This window comes from Trueperella bonasi (genome assembly GCF_030811535.1).
In the GTDB taxonomy this organism is placed as follows: domain Bacteria; phylum Actinomycetota; class Actinomycetes; order Actinomycetales; family Actinomycetaceae; genus Trueperella; species Trueperella bonasi.
This window is the reverse complement of sequence record NZ_JAUSQX010000001.1, coordinates 1,466,395-1,485,433: the sequence shown is the minus strand read 5'-3', so window position 1 is coordinate 1,485,433 and position 19,039 is coordinate 1,466,395. Positions and strand designations below refer to the sequence as shown.

14 protein-coding genes are annotated in these 19,039 nt (G+C 58.7%); 9 read left to right on the top strand and 5 right to left on the bottom strand.

Going from position 1 to position 19,039, the window contains the following annotated elements:
* The first annotated feature begins 11 nt into the window (after positions 1 to 11).
* From rpmB to rpsN, 3 genes are read left to right on the top strand one after another with little or no spacing between them, the layout of a single operon-like run.
* The gene (gene rpmB / locus J2S70_RS06845) at positions 12 to 248 is read left to right on the top strand and encodes a 50S ribosomal protein L28 (protein ID WP_307682987.1); all 237 of its coding nucleotides are present in this window, start codon (positions 12 to 14) and stop codon (positions 246 to 248) included.
* A complete protein-coding gene (gene rpmG / locus J2S70_RS06840; RefSeq protein ID WP_307682986.1) occupies positions 248 to 418 on the top strand; it encodes a 50S ribosomal protein L33 in 171 nt (56 codons plus the stop codon). Before rpmB ends, rpmG begins: the two co-directional genes overlap by 1 nt.
* Before the next feature lie 3 nt (positions 419 to 421).
* Positions 422 to 724: a 30S ribosomal protein S14 gene (gene rpsN / locus J2S70_RS06835; RefSeq protein ID WP_307682985.1), complete on the top strand. Its 303-nt coding sequence runs from the start codon at positions 422 to 424 to the stop codon at positions 722 to 724.
* 2 nt (positions 725 to 726) lie between these two features.
* On the opposite strand, the gene J2S70_RS06830 is transcribed toward rpsN, so the two are convergent.
* The 5 genes from J2S70_RS06830 to nudC all read right to left on the bottom strand — a co-directional run bounded on the left by J2S70_RS06830 (position 727) and on the right by nudC (position 7,100).
* Positions 727 to 2,940: an FtsX-like permease family protein gene (locus J2S70_RS06830; protein ID WP_307682984.1), complete on the bottom strand. Its 2,214-nt coding sequence runs from the start codon at positions 2,938 to 2,940 to the stop codon at positions 727 to 729.
* Positions 2,940 to 3,611, bottom strand: a complete 672-nt coding sequence (locus tag J2S70_RS06825; protein ID WP_307682983.1) for an ABC transporter ATP-binding protein — start codon at positions 3,609 to 3,611, stop codon at positions 2,940 to 2,942. The genes J2S70_RS06830 and J2S70_RS06825 overlap by 1 nt, the downstream gene beginning before the upstream one ends.
* Positions 3,608 to 4,132, bottom strand: coding sequence for a PadR family transcriptional regulator (locus tag J2S70_RS06820; RefSeq protein ID WP_307682982.1), 525 nt, complete (start codon positions 4,130 to 4,132; stop codon positions 3,608 to 3,610). Before J2S70_RS06820 ends, J2S70_RS06825 begins: the two co-directional genes overlap by 4 nt.
* A 74-nt stretch (positions 4,133 to 4,206) precedes the next feature.
* Positions 4,207 to 6,198, bottom strand: a complete 1,992-nt coding sequence (locus J2S70_RS06815) for an ATP-dependent helicase (protein ID WP_307682981.1) — start codon at positions 6,196 to 6,198, stop codon at positions 4,207 to 4,209.
* On the bottom strand, positions 6,198 to 7,100 hold the full coding sequence (gene nudC, locus J2S70_RS06810; RefSeq protein ID WP_307682980.1) for an NAD(+) diphosphatase: 903 nt from the start codon (positions 7,098 to 7,100) through the stop codon (positions 6,198 to 6,200). The genes J2S70_RS06815 and nudC overlap by 1 nt, the downstream gene beginning before the upstream one ends.
* Before the next feature lie 100 nt (positions 7,101 to 7,200).
* On the opposite strand from nudC, the gene glgX reads away from it, so the two are divergent.
* From glgX to J2S70_RS06780, 6 genes are all read left to right on the top strand, one after another.
* Complete coding sequence (gene glgX, locus J2S70_RS06805; RefSeq protein WP_307682979.1) at positions 7,201 to 9,405, top strand: glycogen debranching protein GlgX; 2,205 nt, start codon at positions 7,201 to 7,203, stop codon at positions 9,403 to 9,405.
* Positions 9,406 to 9,443: 38 nt separating this feature from the next.
* Entirely contained in the window at positions 9,444 to 10,535 is a 1,092-nt protein-coding gene (gene trpS / locus J2S70_RS06800) for a tryptophan--tRNA ligase (RefSeq protein ID WP_307682978.1), read from the top strand.
* A gap of 110 nt (positions 10,536 to 10,645) precedes the next feature.
* The gene (locus J2S70_RS06795) at positions 10,646 to 13,015 is read left to right on the top strand and encodes a glycogen/starch/alpha-glucan phosphorylase (protein WP_407702636.1); all 2,370 of its coding nucleotides are present in this window, start codon (positions 10,646 to 10,648) and stop codon (positions 13,013 to 13,015) included.
* 449 nt (positions 13,016 to 13,464) lie between these two features.
* Entirely contained in the window at positions 13,465 to 15,807 is a 2,343-nt protein-coding gene (locus J2S70_RS06790) for an alpha-1,4-glucan--maltose-1-phosphate maltosyltransferase (protein ID WP_307682976.1), read from the top strand.
* Positions 15,807 to 17,606: a maltose alpha-D-glucosyltransferase gene (gene treS / locus J2S70_RS06785; protein ID WP_307682975.1), complete on the top strand. Its 1,800-nt coding sequence runs from the start codon at positions 15,807 to 15,809 to the stop codon at positions 17,604 to 17,606. The genes J2S70_RS06790 and treS overlap by 1 nt, the downstream gene beginning before the upstream one ends.
* Positions 17,603 to 18,943, top strand: coding sequence for a maltokinase N-terminal cap-like domain-containing protein (locus J2S70_RS06780; RefSeq protein ID WP_307682974.1), 1,341 nt, complete (start codon positions 17,603 to 17,605; stop codon positions 18,941 to 18,943). Before treS ends, J2S70_RS06780 begins: the two co-directional genes overlap by 4 nt.
* The last annotated feature ends 96 nt before the right edge of the window (positions 18,944 to 19,039 follow it).

Here is a 19,039-nt window from a genome sequence, read left to right as displayed (position 1 = left end):
AAGGAGCACACATGTCTCGAACCTGCATAATCACCGGAGCAGGGCCCGGATTCGGAAACTCTGTATCGCATTCGAATCGCAAAACCCGCCGCCGGTGGGACGTCAACATCCAAAAGAAGAAGTATTGGGTGCCCAGCTTGAAGCGCAATGTCACGCTGACCCTTAGCGCCAAGGGGATCAAAACGATCGACAAACGTGGGATCGACGCCGTCGTCGCCGATCTGATCAAAAAGGGAGTGAAACTGTAATGGCAGGAACCAGCAAAGACGTGCGCCCAATCATCAAGCTCGTTTCGACGGCGGGAACTGGCTTTACGTACGTGACCCGCAAGAACAGGCGCGCGACGCCGGACAGGCTCGTCTTGCGCAAATACGATCCGGTGATCCGCAAGCACGTCGATTTCAAGGAAACAAGATAACCCATGGCGAAAAAGTCAAAGATCGGAGCAAATGAGCGCCGCAAGCTCACCGTCTCCAAGTATGCGGAAAAACGTCGCGCACTCAAGGAGCTAGTGCGCACGGCGGACACCATGGAAGAACGGCTCGAAGCTCAGCGCCTGCTCTCCAAGCTCCCCCGCGACGCCTCACCCACGCGGGTGCGCAATCGCGACCAGCTCGACGGACGGCGCCGCGCCTACCTGCGCAAGGCGGGCTTATCGCGAGTGAATTTCCGGGAACGCGCACTGCGCGGTGAACTTCCCGGAATCCGCAAAGCCTCCTGGTAGGGCTATTCGCGGACGTTATTGCTCGGCGCGGTGACGCGGCGCAGTGTTGGCCCAAGCGAGATGATCGCAAGTACGGCCAATCCGAGTGCAGATCCCACTACAGCAAATAGCAGCGGCGTGAACACCGCGTCGAGCGACTTCGAGACCATGTGCATCAACAGCCACCCCGCGCCGAAACCGGCAGCAGTTGCGAGAATCGAAATCACGGCTAATGGCAAAGCGGATTCTACGAGCATCATCTTCATGATCTCGCGAACCCGCATGCCCGATAAGCGAAGCGTAAGCAGCGATCGGCGGCGCTCCAAAATCGAGGCATAGCTCGATACGAGCATGGAAGCGATGGCGATCGCGAGCGTCAGCGCAATTCCCGCGTAGACGAGTTGGGTCATCACCCACACTCCAGATTGGTCAATCGGCTCCGATTTCAGGTTGGAAAACATATGGATGTTGACCCAGTCGTCAAACTCGAGCGCGGAGATCTCATTTCGCAATAGCTCGATGTCTGAAGCGCTGTGGAGCCTCAATGCCAAACCCTGCTCCGGTTCATCAAGATAGGCATTAAAGTCCAGACTCATCTGCTCGCGAAGCTCTTCATGCGACGGCGCTTCCAGCACAGCTCCCCCAGTTGAGGTTGGTAGCCAGAAGTCTATGGCCACAACCGATTCGTCGGCGCACGATACGGCCGCGAAGTCGCTAGCGAAATCGCAGGGCAGAACGAGCCAAGACCCTGCTTCATAGTGGGCCACAACCACCTCGTCCACGTAGGGTTTACCTGCTAAGTTCTCTGCTAGCTCTTCTGCCTGCCCCGGCCACAGGTTGATGAGCGCCACTGAGGTTTCCGGCAATTGTTCTTTCAGCCACCGCTCATCTTCAAAACTGATTGCCTCGGAGACGGTGGTCAAGAAGAACGCGCCAGCAAAGAGCGCGAGCACAACGCCCGATACCGAGCGCGCAATGCGGCGCGAATGGGCACCCACATACGTGCTGCCGATAATAGCTGGGCCCGAGCGTGCACAACGCCGCACAATATCCCCTGTTTTCACGACCAGCCACGGCGAGGCAACCAGTAGGCCAACCATCAAGATCACAACCCCGGCAAGCAGGAGAAAAATTTCCTGCCGCAGCGCCAAGTTTTCGTGCACGGTCATCGCGAGATATACAAAGATCGCGAGTGCGATACCGATACCGGCTAGACGCCAAGCCGATGGCCTACCAGCCCCGGCAGAGCGTTGCCTGCGCACCACCCCGAGCGGAGAGGTACGAACGGATCGCAATCCCCACAGATTAGCGACGACGACGAGCCCGAGCGTCGCGAGCGCTATCAGCCCGTAGCCAAGCGGGCCGACGCTCACATCGGCAGGCCAGTAACGCTGGCCGGTGAGCGGAATTTGGGAGAGTGCCGGTTGCAGGATAACGAACAAGGCCGCGCCAAGAAGGTAGCCTGGGATTGCACCCACAAGCGCCTCAAGAATGACGATCTGCGCGATCTGCTTCGTGGTGGCGCCCACCAGCCGCAGCGCAGCATATCGTTGCTCGCGCTGGACCGATCCGAGCGCGGCCGACACAGCAAGTAGCAACAGGATCGGCACAAGGAGAACGACCAGCCCGATGATCAACACCGGCTTATAGGAAAGGATTCCGGGTGCGCCTTCCGGGATGAAGTCCGCAACCGGGTAGCCACGTTCCGACAGGTCCTGCCCCACAATGGCGAGCATCTCATCTGGGCCAAACACAAGCTCATTCGGCAGGATGCCGATAGATTCTCGGCCGAGGCGCTTATCGAGAGCCACCGCGGGATTAGCCTTAATGTAGTCGTGTAAAGCCTGCGACACGAGGTATTGCCCTTCGCCGGGCCACGTGATCCCCGCAAGATCCGGCGGCTCCGATACGCCGGTGATATCCACATAGAAAACGTTCACCTGCTTCTCGCCGGCGACCATCACCGAAGCCCTTGGCATGTGCAGCACGCGCATATTGCCTTCCTCGAGTGACCTGAGGAGCGCATGATCTTCCGCATAGGTGGCGCGATCGTATGCGCTGCTTGCCTCGTAGGCGGCTTCGCGCCAATTTGCGTGACTAGTTACCGACGTCGCGTTCCAGAAGGCCGCCACCGTTAGCAAGAGGAACACACCGAGCGCCACGCTTGCCGCGATGAGTGCGAGTCTGCCTTTGGTGCGCGTGAGCGAGGAGCGCACTATTGCCCAACTCAAGTGCATTAGGCCTCCAACCGGCCGTCACGCACGGTGACCTCGCGATCCGCATACGCCGCAATCGACGCCTCGTGCGTGACGAGCACGAGGGTCATCCCCCGATCGCGCACGATATCGGTGAGTCCCGTCATCACCAGTTCAGAATTCAACGAATCCAGACTTCCGGTGGGCTCATCGGCAAATAGTACGGTAGGTTCTGGGCATAGCGCTCGGGCTATCGCCACTCGCTGCGCCTCGCCGCCCGACATTTCTCCCGGCAGCGAGTCTGCCAGCTCAGCGAGTCCGACGACGTCGAGCCAGCGGCTTGCTACCTCGTAGGCCTCGTCTTTCTTGGTACCCGCGAGCAACAGGGGAACCGCCACGTTGTCGAGGGCATTCAGTTCGGGCACGAGCTGACTAAACTGGAATACAAAGCCGAAGTCTTTGCGGCGAAGAAGGGTGCGCTCGTCGTCGGACAGCGCCGTGATCTCCATACTTGCTCCCGGCGGGCTGAACGTGACGGAGCCGCGATCGGGCAGCTCAATGCCGGCAAGGGCGTGCAGGAGCGTTGATTTGCCGGATCCGGAAGGACCCATCACCGCGAGCACCTCGCCGGCAGCGACCTCGAGGGATATTCCGCGCATCGCCACGGTTTTGCCGTAGCTTTTCTCAAGGTTGTGAGCGGTCAACACGTTCACAGCTGCTCCTTAAGGTGGTTCAGACGCGAGGCCGTCATGTCGATCCAGCGTAGATCGGCCTCGATATGGAAAAGCGAATAGTCGAGAAGCACCTTGTCAGCTACCGAGGCGCCCTTTTTGCGCGCGGTGAGCTCGCGCATGCGCTGCATGTGGGCCTTGCGTTGAGCCTGTAAGAACGTGGCAGCCTCGCCATTGACCAGCAGCGCGAGGATAGTTTTGACGTAGAGATCAGCCTGCAGCGTGGGGGCAGGCGGCTCGGGAGTGGCTAACCATTCGTCAAGTTCTCGCGCCCCGAGCTCGGTCAGCGCGTAACGGGTGCGGGAAGGCCCGCCGGACTCGCCGGAATCGGCAATTTCGAAGATCATCGCGTCTCGAGCAAGCCTTGCCAAAATGCTGTATACCTGCCCGGCAAGCATGGGCTTATCGCCGGCGAAATAGTGGTCGTAGAGCTTCTTAAGCTGATACCCATGGTTGGGTTCTTTACTCAACAAACCAAGGAAAGCATACTGCGGATCGGCCACGGCAACCTCTAGTAATCACTCAGTGAATAGTTGACTAGTCACAGAGTGTATAGGGATGCGTTTAGCGTGTCAATCTACCGACCGTGGCCGAAAGGTTTTCCGTTCACAATCGCCAGAATGTCAAAACCGTAATCGGTGAGCTTGCGCGTTCCTATCCCCCGCACACGCCCCAGCTCTGCCAGATCTCGCGGCTTCTTTTCGGCAATTTCGCGAAGCGTCACGTCATGCAAAATCACGTGTGCCGGCTTTCCGGTGGCACGCGATCTCTCCAATCGCCATGCCCGCAGCTCTTCGAAAAGGGGCACGTCGTTTGGATTTTCTTTCGCCCAATTCTCCTTCGCATCCTTAGAACGCCGCCTCGCGCGGGTCGTGCGCGATTCCGGCTCGGGCCAATGATCATCCAAGAAACGGCTCCGTTTCCTATTGCTCTTGCCGCGGTTGCCGGTGGCATACGACAGGAAGAGTTCTTCGCGGGCACGCGTAACGCCTACGTAAAGGAGCCTGCGCTCCTCGGCAATATTCTCTGCCGTTTTCGCGTGCGATATCGGCATCAGGCCCTCGCTCATCCCCACGAGAAACACGGCCGTCCACTCTAGGCCCTTGGCGGCGTGAAGCGTGGAAAGGGTGACGGCATTCGTGGCGGGCTCATTATTCGCCTGCGCCCGCTCTTCGAGCTCTGCCACAAATTCAGCCATGGACGCTCCGCGCCTGTCCCAGACGTCCCCCGCCAGTTCGCGAATAGCCCTGAGCGATTCCCACTTTTCTTTGGCCGCTCCACCCTCCGGAGCCTCGGGGCGCCACCCCATGACCTTCAACGTGTCCTCAACCATCTCCGGCAGGGAGTCACCTTGCGGCCCGCGCGCAACAGCCCGCAAGGCCACCATCGCATCGCGAACCTCACGCCGATCGAAGAACCGCTGCGAATCCTTAATCTCGTATGGAATACCCGCCTGCGAAAGCGCGGTTTCCAGCTCCACGGATTGAGCGTTGATTCGATACAAAATCGCGATTTCGGAAAGTGGCACCCCGGCCTCGCGCAGGCTCAGAATCTTTCCCGCAACGTTGGCCGCTTCATCGGCGTCGTCGCCATATTCATTGAACTGGATCGGGCGCCCGGATTTCATGGCGGAAACCAGCTCCACCGAAGCCGGAGAACGAATCGGCTCGATCATCGCGTTGGCGAGCTCAACCACCTGAGGCGTTGAGCGATAGTCGCGGTTGAGTTTGACCGTGCGCGCTTTGGGGAACTGTTTGGAAAAGTTTTCCAGATACCCGGCCGAGGCGCCGGTAAACGAGTAGATCGTCTGGGAGACATCGCCGACGACGCACAGGTCTCGCCTATCGCCGAGCCACAGCTGGAGCAATCGGTGTTGCATCGGCGAAACATCCTGATATTCGTCGACGACGAAATGCCTGTACTGCTCGCGAATCCGGGCCGCAATATCTGGGCGGTCGCACATGATGCCGATCAGGATCACGATGACGTCCTCAAAGTCGATCACGCCCCGATCCGCCTTCACCTCCTCGTAGGCCTTGATCAGATTCGCGATCTGCTCGTGGGAATAGTTGGCCACATGCGGGCGCGCATCGGCCTCGGCACGCTCCACATAGTTATCAGGTGCGACCAGAGAGACTTTCGACCACTCGATTTCGGCGGCCATGTCCCGAACCGCAATCCGATCAACGTCCATACCTAAGCTTGCTGCAGCCTGCGAGACCAGCGGCATTTTTGACTCGCGAATCTCTGGAACATGCCCACCGATCGCATTCGGCCAAAAGTAGCGCAGCTGGCTGAGCGCCGCCGAATGAAAAGTACGTGCTTGGACGTTTCCCGCACCGAGATCGCGCAGCCGCGAGCGCATTTCGCTTGCCGCCTTGGCCGTGAAGGTCACGGCCAGAATATTTCGCGGATCGTGCTGGCCGGACCGGATCGCGTAGGCAATCCGATAGGTGACGGCGCGAGTCTTACCGGTACCCGCGCCCGCGAGCACCGCCATCGGCCCGTTCACGTGAGCAGCCACCTCGCGCTGACGATCATCTAGGTGGTCGAGTAATTCTTCTGCCATCAGCCCTCACTCAACACTCCGCCATACCAATCTTCAATCAGGGCACGGGCAACCGAGGTGCGGCCGGGAAAGCGTTCCGGATTATCGGCGTACAGCGCTTTGACCTCGTCTCGAGTAAACCACCGAGCATCAACGACCTCAACGCCATCGACCTTGATCTCCTGTGCGTCGTCGTAAACGTAGCCGTGAAAACCGAGCATCAGGGAACGCGGAAATGGCCAGGGCTGAGAGCCAAAATATTCTAGCCGCCCCACGTCAATCTGAACCTCCTCGCGAACCTCGCGCCGCACCGCATCCTCGATCGTCTCCCCGGCCTCAACAAAACCGGCAAGCGTAGAAAATCGGCCTTCGGGCCAAGCGCGATTGCGGCCCAAAAGGATTCGCCCGCGCGAATCGTGGATCGCCATGATCACCGCCGGATCCAACCGCGGATACACCATGTGGCCGCCCTGGCAACGCTGCTCCCAACCGGCCGCAACAAGTTCGGTAGCGCTGCCGCAGCGAGGGCAAAACTTGGAACGCCTTTGCCAATTAGCAAGTGCGATGGCACTCATCGCGAGGTTGGCCTCAACCTCGGAAAGGAGCGGCCCTAACCCGTAAAACCCTTCGAAAGTAACCTCGGCAAGCTCTGGTTGCCAGGTTGCATCGATGCTCGCAGGGCCCACATCCACCCCAAAATAGGGGGCGCCACGATACCTGCCCAAGTACGAAACCGCGACCTCGCCAAGGGCTCCGACGCGATCGCGGTCCCACAGCACGAGCGCATCGCCGCAAGCCGCAACCGCATCGCCCTGCACGAGAACGTAGCGACCATTCGGATCGGCCAAAGCCGAGCCGGGATTCAGACGCGTTGCCGCATCCCGATCAGCGATCTCACGCGAATGAGACAATTTCCCGTACATAGTTTCTCCTCACGCACCACTGTACTAAGCGAGGCCGACAATCAGCCCGGCGGCGTGGCACGTTTTCCGAATCACCGTTTAACCTGCCACAATGTAAGACGTGACGAAAATCCAATCCACAACCCAAGTCTCGCGATACACCGCGCGCGAACCCGAACCGAGCCTGCCGCTGAACAGGCCCTGCCAACTGGGTACACACCTCACCCACCAAGGGGTAGACCTCGCAATTTTCGCATCACACGCAACAGCCGTTGAAGTCTGCTTCATCGACGGGCAACCGGGCAACATGTCAGAACGCAGATTTTCGTTACACAAATGCCGCCACGGCGTATGGGCAGGCCACGTCCCAGGAATCCGCGCCGGGCAAGCCTACGGCTATCGCATCCACGGGCGCTGGGACCCCGAACGCGGGCTGCGCCACAATCCGGCCAAGATTCTACTCGACCCCTATGCACGCGGCATCACCCGCGAACCCGAGCTTCACCCGGCCCTATTTTCCCACGCTGTCGATGCCGACCTGATGCCAGAACCCGGCCTCAGCGCCGATAACCGCGACTCGCTCAACATCAACGCTCTTGGGGTCATACTGGAAGAGCCCGACGCCGTTGATCACCACCCCTTTATCCCCTGGGATAAAACGGTTATCTACGAAGCCCACGTCGTCGGCTTGACGAAACAACTGGAGGGCATCCCGCACGAGCTGCGCGGCACCTACGCCGGCGTCGCCCACCCCGTCACAATCGACTACCTTAAATCACTCGGCGTCACCGCAATCGAGCTCCTGCCGATCCACTCAAAAATGACTGAGCCCTTCTTGACCATGCAAGGCAAGGAAAACTATTGGGGTTACTCCACGCTCAACTTCTTCGCGCCCGAACCTTCCTACGCGATGCAATCCTCGCGCGAGGCCGGCCCTCAGGCCGTTATCGACGAGGTCAAAGGAATGGTCAAACTTTTACACGAGGCCGGAATCGAAGTTCTCCTCGACGTCGTTTACAACCACACGGCCGAGGCCGGAAATGACGGGCCCACCGTCTCCTTCCGCGGTATCGACAACGCTATGTACTACCGCCACAGCTCCACGCGCCCGGGCCAGCTCATCGACACGACTGGAACCGGCAATTCCTTCGATTTTCGTCGCCACCCAGTCATACAGCTAACACTGGATTCGCTGCGCTACTGGGTCGAAAAAATAGGCGTAGACGGCTTCCGCTTCGACCTGGCAGTCACCCTTTCACGCGAGGGCGACTCCTTCAATCACAGCCACCCGCTCTACGTGGCCATGGCAACCGATCCGATTCTTTCGCGCGTGAAACTGATTAACGAACCGTGGGATATGGGCCACGGCGGCTGGCGCACCGGGCAATTTCCCGCCCCCACAGCCGACTGGAACGACCGCTTCCGCGATACGCTACGCAACTTTTGGATCACTGAACCTGCCTCCATCATGCACGGCGGGCACGGTGGCGACCAACGAGATTTGGCCACCCGGCTTGCCGGATCCGCCGATCTCTTCGGTCATGGACGCGTGCCCGGTGGACGCGGAGTCTATGCCTCCATCAATTTCATTACGGCCCACGACGGCTTCACCATGCATGACCTCACCGCTTACAACCACAAGCACAACCATGACAACGGTGAAGACAACCGCGATGGCACCGACAACAACAGGTCTTGGAATCACGGCGTAGAAGGCGACTCAGACGATCCGGCGATTCTTGCGGCACGCCGTACCTCCATGCGCAATCTCTTCGCTTCGCTGATCTTTGCCGGGGGCACGCCAATGATTACCGCCGGCGACGAGATCATGAAAACCCAGCGCGGCAACAACAATGCCTACTGCCAAAACTCCGAAATTTCATGGCTGGACTGGGAGCTCGACGACGACCAGCGCAACATGCGCGACACCGTCGCCTATCTGCTACGGTTGCGGCGCGACCACCGGGTATTCCGGCCCAAGGATTTTTATACGGGGGCAATCGCGCCGGGTGATTCGATCATGGATATCGAATGGCTCGACCACACCGGCGAACAGATCCCGGACCACAAGTGGTTCGATCCGAACTTTCGGCTATTGCAATTCTTGCGCTCCGGATTTGGCCAAGACGCCGATGCGCTTATCGTGATCAATGGAGATCCCGCTTCTCGCGTGGTTACTTTGCCCGAAGGGCGAGGAACGCCGTTCAGACTCGAGTGGTGTTCCACCTGGGAGAGGCCGCGAACATCCACCACGGTCTACGCCCCCGGTGCCACCACGCGCGTTGAGCCGCTCTCGTTCACTTTATTCTTCGCAAACCCGCGCTAAATTTACGTGCTCACGCTTAGCGGACGTACCATGGAAGCATGACAGACAACACCGCAGAACTTGAGATCACAGACGCCTCGCTTCAGCACGCGCGCCAAACCAGCGCGAAAATCGAGGCGGCCATTGATAAAGACCCATCGCAGTTCCGCGTCCTAACGGGCGCTCGCCCCACCGGCAATTTGCATATTGGGCACTACTTTGGCGCCCTTTCCAACTGGGTATCGATTCAGCAGCGCGGCGTTGAAACCTGGCTCCTCATCGCTGACTATCAGGTGATTACCGACCGTGACGACACCGGGCCAATGAGGGAGCGGGTGTATTCGCTACTCACCGACTATCTCGCAATCGGAATGGATCCGGAAGAAACCACAATCTTCACGCACTCGCAGGTGCCCGAACTTAACGAGCTCCTGCTTCCCTTCCTTTCGTTGGTATCCGACGCCGAATTGCGCCGTAATCCCACGGTGAAGGCAGAATTGGAGGCGACGGGCGACCGGCCCATGTCCGGACTCTTGCTCACCTACCCCGTCCACCAGGCGGCCGACATCCTGTTCTGCAAAGCAAACCTCGTGCCCGTAGGCAAAGATCAGCTTCCTCACCTCGAGCAAACACGAGTCATCGCAGACCGGTTTGAAAAGCGCTACGGCTCGGGTGGCGAAGACCGAATTTTTCCGCGCCCACAAGGGCTCCTATCGGAAGCTGAGAACGTACTCGGCCTTGACGGCACGAAGATGAGTAAGTCGAAAGGCAACACGATCGAGCTTGGCATGAGCGCCGATGAGACGGCAAAACTCGTGAAGAAGGCAGTGACAGATTCGGATCGCAACATCACCTACGATCCCGGAAACCGGCCCGAAGTTTCGAACCTTCTGCTTCTTGCGGCACTCGCCAGCGGGCGTGCACCACACGAGATCGCCAGCGAGATCGGCGACGGCGGGGGCGGAACCCTCAAAGCCGTCGTCACCGAAGCAGTTAACGAACACCTCGCTCCGGTACGCACGCGCAGAGCCGAACTAGCCGCGGATCCGGGCTACCTTGAATCAATACTCCAGCGTGGAAACGAACGCGCCCGTGAGCAGGCCCGGCAAACTCTGGCAGAAGTACACGCCGCACTCGGTATGGTCTACTAACAACAACCCCGCGCAGCCACGGCCCTAATTTGGTTCGCGCTTTAAAGCGACTATCCTTGTACATGTCCGACATGAACAGTGTTTTCATGCGTTGTTATAAAGGGGTTTCTTTGACTCACGTTGATATCACCACAGCAATCGGAGGCCAGGTACGCTCGGTTTCCGGCAAAAATGCCCATTCCGCCACGCTCATGGAGTACTGGCAGGGAACCGCTGCCGCCGTCATCTCCGCCATTGCAGAAAACTGGCAGAAGACCGAAGAACGGTACAACGCAAGCCGAATGCAGCACTACTTTTCCGCTGAATTCCTCATGGGCCGCGCTTTGCTCAACAATCTCAACAATCTCGGAAAAATTGAGGAAACTCGCGAAGCCCTCGCCAACTACGGCGTGAACCTCACCGATGTTCTCGAGGCAGAGCATGACGCCGCCCTCGGTAACGGTGGCCTCGGCCGCCTGGCAGCTTGCTTCCTCGACTCTTCCGCGACGCAGGACCTACCGGTTCGCGGCTACGGAATCCTGTACCGCTACGGCCTGTTCAAGCAGTTCTTCGAAAACGGTTTCCAGGGCGAAAAGCCCGATCCGTGGATGGAAGAGGGCTACCCGTTCGTGATCCGCCGTGAAGAAGAACAGGTGCGCGTCAACTACGCGGATCTGCAAGTACGTGCCATCCCTTACGACATGCCCATTACCGGCTACGGCACCGACAACGTGGGCACCTTGCGCCTATGGAAGGCAGAACCAATCGACGAATTCGATTACAACGCCTTCAACTCACAAGACTTCACGGGCGCGATCGTCGAACGCGAACGCGTCTCCGACATTTCGCGCGTTCTCTACCCGAATGATTCTTCATTCGAGGGCAAGATCCTGCGCGTGCGTCAACAGTACTTCTTCGTATCCGCCTCGCTGCAACAAATCATTGCCAACGAAATCGAACAGCGTGGCGGTCTGGATAAGTTCGACAGCTTCAACTCTATCCAGCTCAATGACACGCACCCGGTTCTCGCCATCCCAGAACTCATGCGCATTCTGCTCGATGACTACGACTTCACCTGGGAAGATGCGTGGAAGATCGTCCAGGGCACCTTCGCATACACCAATCACACGGTTCTGGCGGAGGCCCTGGAAACGTGGGAGATCCCGATCTTTGAGCGGCTCTTCCCCCGCATCCTCGAAATCGTTCGCGAAATCGACCGCCGTTTCCGTGAAGAAATGTCGGAAGCTGGTTTGGATGCGGGCAAGATCGACTACCTCGCGCCGGTCTCGGGCAACCTCGTACACATGGCCTGGATCGCCTGCTACGCCTCCTACTCGATCAACGGCGTCGCCGCTTTGCACAGCGAGATCCTCAAAGCTGACACGCTCAACGACTGGTATAAGCTCTGGCCCGAAAAGTTCAACAACAAGACCAATGGCGTGACTCCGCGCCGCTGGCTCGACCAGTGCAACCCTCGCCTATCCGCGCTTCTGACCGAACTTCTCGGCTCGGACGAGTGGGTACGCGACCTTGACAAACTCAAGGAACTCGAAGGCTACCTCAACGATACGACGGTGCTCGACCGCGTCAACGAGATCAAGCACGCCAACAAGGTGGACTTCGCCGAATGGATCAAGAACCGCCAAGGTATCGACATCGATCCACACGCGATCTTTGACACCCAGATCAAGCGTCTGCACGAATACAAGCGCCAGCTCATGAACGCGCTCTACATTCTTGATCTGTACTTCCAGATCAAAGACAACCCGTCGATGGAGGTCCCGCCGCGCGTCTTCATCTTCGGCGCTAAAGCAGCCCCGGGTTACGTGCGTGCCAAGGCCATCATTAAGCTGATCAACACGATCGGCGAACTCGTCAACAATGACGAGGATGTGGCCGGGCGCCTCAAGGTCGTCTTCGTCGAAAACTACAACGTTTCCCCCGCTGAGCACATCATTCCTGCAACCGACGTCTCCGAACAGATCTCGACTGCCGGTAAGGAAGCTTCGGGCACGGGCAACATGAAGTTCATGATGAACGGCGCGTTGACACTTGGCACGATGGACGGCGCAAACGTCGAAATCGTCGATTCCGTCGGGCACGACAACGCCTACATCTTCGGCGCCGAGGAAGACGAGCTCCCCGAGCTGCGCAAGACCTACGACCCGCGCCAAACCGTGGCCAACACGCCCGGCCTGCAGCGCGTCGTCGACGCTCTTGTGGATGGCACACTCGACGACGGCGGAACCGGGCTCTTCCACGACCTTCACCATTCGCTCATGGTCGGCGACTGGGGCGGTGCCGACGAGTACTACGTGCTCGGCGATTTCGCCTCCTACCGCGAGACCCGCGACAAGATGGCGAAGGACTACTACGCCGACCGGCGCCACTGGGCAGCAATGGTGTGGAAGAACATCGTCGAATCCGGTCGCTTCTCCTCGGACCGCACGATTCGCGACTACGCGAATGAAGTGTGGAAGATCGAGCCGCAAAAGATTTAGGGAAGGTTAAAGAGCGGCCCATATTATGGCTACCTCGGGCGGTGAGGCTTCATCCCTCGGATATCCATAATATGGGCCGCTTACTTACCACCCACATGCAGCTACCTCGGGCGGTGAGGCTTCATCCCTCGGATATCCATAATATGGGCCGCTGTTTGCCGCCACGACTCGTTGGCGCCCCATCTGCAAACGGGGCACCAAACACTCACAAGGGGTAGGTGAAACGTGCGCCTTGTGAGTGGAAACTGCCCGGTTTGCATAGGTGGCAGGCCGTCGTCGTGCTAAATCCGGGGGACGTGAAGCCCACGCGGGCTGCCAACCGATTTCGTGCTGGGTGAAGGCCGCGAAAATACCGTTATTTTCTACTAGGATCGAAGGGTACGATCACCGCCAAGTTCACATGCGAGAAGGCGCTGAGGCAACAGACGGATTCTAGAAAGGCAGCTCCCATGAATGAGAAGGTCACGCCGAATTCGGCACCTGAAACCTCCACAACCGAATCGCAGGCGGTGAAGAAGCCAGCTACACGCACTGCCGCAACGAAGAAGACTTCCACCAAAAAGCCAGCGTCAAGAGCTTCGTCCAAGACCGCCGCAGCAAAGACGCCGGCCGCGAAAGCACCCGCAGCAAAGACGCCGGCCGCGAAAGCACCCGCAGCAAAAGCGCCCGCTTCCCAAGCTGCTCCTAAAAAGGCACCGTCTCGCCGCGCCACGGCAAGGAAAACCAAAGCGCCAACCGCGCCCACGCCGCCTGGCTTCACGGGCGACGTCGCCAAACCTCAGCCCGCGCCTTTCGCCCCCGTTGGCCGCATCCCCATCGTTGACGTTCAACCCGTTCTCCAAAATGGTGCATGGGCGGCAAAGGGAACGGAACATGAAGCGTTCCCGGTTACCGCAACCGTGTTCCGCGAGGGGCACGATCAATTCGGTGCGGCCGCAGTTCTGGTTGACCCGGAGGGTAACGAAGTGCAGGAAGCGATCATGCACGATTCCCATCCCGGCCTCAACATTTACAAGGGCTGGCTCACCCCCACCTACCCGGGTAATTGGCAATTTTTCGTCCGCTCGTGGTCGGATCCCCTGGCAACGTGGTTCCGCGATTCTAAGCTCAAGCTCGATGCCAACGTGGATGTTGAGCTCGTTTTCCAAGAGGGTGAAAAGCTCTTTGCTCGCGCCATGGAAAACATGCCGAAAGATTCCGTGGAATGGGACGTTCTCGACGACGCCGTTCAAGTAATGACTCGCAAGCGCGTATCAAAGAATATTCGATTCGCCGCGGCTGATTCCGACGACGTGCACGCGGCTTTCGCCAAGTATCCACTTCGCGATTCGGTCACCGAATCGGCGCGCTACCCAGTCGCAGTTGACCGTGAAAAGGCGCTCGTTGGCTCGTGGTACGAGATTTTCCCACGAACTGTAGGGGCTTACTATGACAAGAGCACGAAGAAGTGGGTCTCGGGAACGTTTGAGACAGCTGCAAAGGATCTTGATCGCATCGCTGCCATGGGATTCGACGTCATTTACCTCACGCCGATCCATCCGATTGGCACCACCAACCGCAAGGGCCGGAACAACACGCTGAATGCGAAACCGGAAGATCCGGGCTCGCCATACGCAATTGGCTCCCACGAGGGTGGTCACGATTCGATTCACCCCGATCTGGGCACCTTCGATGATTTCGACAAGTTCGTCGCCCGCGCCAAAGAGCTCGGCATGGAGGTCGCACTCGATATCGCACTCCAAGCTTCGCCTGATCACCCGTGGGTCAAGGACCACCCAGAGTGGTTCACCACGCGAGCGGACGGGACGATCGCGTTCGCAGAAAACCCGCCAAAGAAGTACGAGGATATTTACCCCTTGAACTTCGATAATGATCCGGAAGGGATCTACCAGGAGATTAAGCGCGTGCTTGAGGTGTGGGTCAGCCACGGCGTCACCCTCTTCCGGATCGATAATCCGCACACGAAGGCCCTACCGTTCTGGCACCGGCTTTTGGCCTACTTCCGTGCCAATCATCCAGATGTAATTTTCCTGTCGGAAGCGTTCACGAAGCCGCCCATGTTGCAAACGCTCGGAGCCATCGGTTTCCACCAGTCGTACAACTACTTTGCATGGCGTAATGAGAAGAAGGAAATCGAGGAGTACCTCGTAGAGCTCGCCCACGAATCGGATTCGCGTGTGCGCCCGGCGTTTTGGCCGACGACGCACGATATCCTGACTCCCTACATGCAGCGCGGCGGCGTGCCCGCATTTGCAATCCGCGCTATCCTCGCGGCTACCGGGGCACCCACATGGGGCATTTACAACGGCTACGAACTCGTGGAGAATGTGGCGCGCCCGGGTGCGGAAGAGCAGATTGATAATGAGAAGTACCAATACAAGGATCGCGATTATTCCGCTGGTGACGCGCTTGGTATCGCCGACCTTTTGGGCAAGCTCAATCACATCCGCTCCGAACACCTCGCGTTGCGCCGCCTGCGTAACGTGACGATCAATCCCACGAACAACGACCATATTCTGTGCTTTAGCAAGGTCACTAAGCCCGAGGAGAGCGCGGACGGTTCTGTTGATATGGTAATCGTCGTGCTCAATGTGAACCCTTACGAGGCACACTCGGCTTCGATCGATCTCGATCTATCAGCTTTTGGCACCAGCCCCAAGTGGGATGGTTCGCCCGCCCTCGAAGTTCGTGATGAGCTCAGCGGAGCAACGTTCTACTGGAATGACCGCCCGTACGTCAGCCTGGACCCGCAGAGCCAGGTCGCCCACATTCTGTCAGTGAAGGTTTTGTAGTGCCACAATCCCCACACGCTCTACCCCAGCCCGCAACAGCAACAAATCAGAGCCATCGCCCCGGTTTGAGCAACGATCCGGACTGGTTTAAGACGGCCGTTTTTTACGAGGTTCTGCTCCGCGCTTTCGGTGATTCGACCGGATCGGGGCAGGGTGACCTTCGCGGCCTCATCGATCACTTGGACTACCTGCAATGGCTCGGCGTCGATTGCTTATGGATTCCACCGTTTTACCCTTCGCCCAAGCGCGACGGCGGCTACGACGTGTCGAATTTTACGGCGATCGCCCCAGAATATGGCACCCTCGATGACTTTTCGAAGCTGATTGAGGAAGCGCACGCCCGCGGGATCAGAATTATTATCGACCTGGTGGTCAACCACACTTCGGATCAGCATCCGTGGTTCCAGTCTTCACGCTCGAATCCGGACGGTCCGTTTGGGGATTTCTACGTGTGGCGCGACGACGATACCGAGTATTCGGATGCGCGCATTATTTTCATCGACACCGAGGCGTCGAACTGGACGTTTGATCCCGTGCGCCGTCAATACTTTTGGCACCGGTTCTTCTCCCACCAGCCGGATTTGAACTACGAAAATCCCAAGGTCCAAGAAGCGGTTAAAGACGTCGTGCGCTTTTGGGCGCGCCTGGGTATTGATGGTTTCCGGCTCGACGCAGTGCCCTATCTTTTCGAAGAAGAGGGCACGAACTGCGAGAACCTGCCACGCACACACCAGTATCTTGCGGACCTGCGGGCCATGCTCGACGAGGAATTTCCGGGCAAGATTATGCTGGCTGAGGCAAATCAGTGGCCTGAGGACGTCGTCGAATATTTTGGCACGGAAGAAAATCCCGAATGCCACATGTGTTTCCACTTCCCCGTCATGCCGCGTATCTTCTACGCGTTGCGTGACCAGCGGGCGACGGCGATCCGCGACATTTTGAATGCGACGCCGGACATCCCGGCTGGTACCCAGTGGGGTACGTTCCTGCGTAACCACGATGAGCTCACTTTGGAAATGGTCTCAACCGAAGAGCGCGCGAAAATGTATGGCTGGTATGCCGAAGATCCGCGTATGCGAGCGAATGTGGGCATTCGGCGCCGCCTGGCACCCCTGCTCGGTAATTCGCGTGCCGAGATCGAGTTGGCCAATGCACTCCTGCTCTCGCTGCCCGGTTCACCGTGCCTGTACTACGGCGATGAACTGGGTATGGGTGACAATATTTGGTTGCCCGACCGCGATTCTGTACGTACCCCCATGCAGTGGACGCCCGATCGTAATGCGGGCTTTTCCACTGCCGATCCGGGCAAGTTGTATCTGCCGGTCGTGCAGTCGCTGGTCTACCACTATCAGGCGATTAACGTGGAAGCTCAGCTCGCCCAGCCGTCCTCGCTATTGCACTGGACGCGCGGGATCCTCGCTATTCGCCGCAAGTATCCGGTGCTGGGCAACGGGGCGTTCCGCCTGCGTGAAGCCAATAACGAAGCGCTCCTGTCATTTACTCGTGAAAACGATGAACAGGTGATGCTGTGCATCATGAACTTGGCGAATACGCCGCGTGCGGCTGGTATCTCGATTCCCGAGTTCGCCGGGTGGGAGGTCACTGACGTGTTCGGTGGCGCCGGTTTCCCGAAGGTTGACGAGGACGGGATCTACACGGTGACCATGGGTGCCCGCGACTTTTTCTGGCTGGAGCTCACGCGCCCGGGCGCGCAAGATCCAGCTCCCGTTGAGGGCATTGAAGCGGCCAGTGATGACGACCAGGTGCCGCCACCAACCCGTACCGGGGCAAGCTCATGATGGGCGGATGGACGGCCACTCCCACCGAGCTTGCCGAGGCTACCGGGCGGTGGTTGACGAGCACCCGCTGGTTCACGGGAGACCCTTCAGATGGCGTGGTATTCACCCACGCGAGCCCGATCGAGTCGAGTCAGAACGTATCTACCGTCATGTTCCTCGTTCGGTCTGGGGAACTAACCTTCTGCGTGCCGCTCACGTTCCGCGAAGGCCCAGATTCCCGTGAAGGGATCGGGTCCCAACCAATCGGCAACATTGGTCAGGTGCAGATGTGGGACGCGACGGACGACGTCGACGGGCAGCGTGCCCTGCTCAATCTGCTGAGCGCCGATCGCGATGATCAAGCTGGCGCGTTCCGGTTGTCTGCCCGGCCAATCCGCAGCAATTTTCCGGCTGTTGCGAGCTCCCATAGGTTGACCTCGGAGCAGTCGAACACCTCAATAATCTACCGGTTTGTGGACCCGGATGACGGCGCTGCTGGGATCATCCTCAAGGTTTTCCGTGTGCTGAGCGATGGAGCAAATCCTGATGTTGAACTTCAACAGGCGTTAGATGCCGCAGGTTCGCACGCTGTACCACGCCAGTACGGTTCGGTGCGTGGTGCGTGGGATGGTAATCAGACGGATGTTGCCGTTGCGCAAGAATTCCTTGTGGGAGCTTTGGACGCCTGGCAAGTTATCACCGGAGCGCTGGCCGCGGGCAACTTTGAGGTATCGGATGAGATCCGTGGCCTGGGATCCCTGACCGCGCAGATTCATCGCGATCTGGCAACAGCTTTTGGGACTGCCACCGCGAGTGACGATGCGCGCGAACAGCTCGTGGGCCAGTGGCGAAATAGAGCGAATCGCGCATTGGCGGACGCCCCGCAACTCGATCAGTATCGCGAGGCCATAGACTCCGTCTTTGCTTCCGTCAGTAGCGTGCAATGGCCGCCTCTGCAACGGATTCACGGAGACTACCACCTGGGCCAGGTTTTGCACGTTCCCGATCGCGGCTGGGTGGCGTTAGATTTTGAAGGTGAGCCGCTTCGTCCTCTTTCGGAACGTGTACAACCGGACTTAGCTCTCCGAGACGTCGCGGGTATTTTGCGTTCGTTTGATTACGCTGCCGGAACAACGGTGCGCCAGGGTGGCGACAGCCAAGCCGCCGCGTCCTGGTACGAGGGGGCGCGGGACGCGTTTTTGGCTGGATACGGCGAACTCAGCGAGTCGGAAGAGGCTCTTTTGGAAGCGCTCATGCTTGATAAGGCACTCTATGAAGTGTCGTATGAAAGTGCCAGTCGGCCCGATTGGATCGATATTCCCGTGGGCGCGGTTCGCCGTCAGTTCGCTTCTGAATGAGCGCAGTTTCGAAATGAAAATGGCCCAAACCTCGAGATTTCCGGGGAATCTGGGAGCACTTTCACTACACGAACACTGAATTTCCCAATCCGAAGT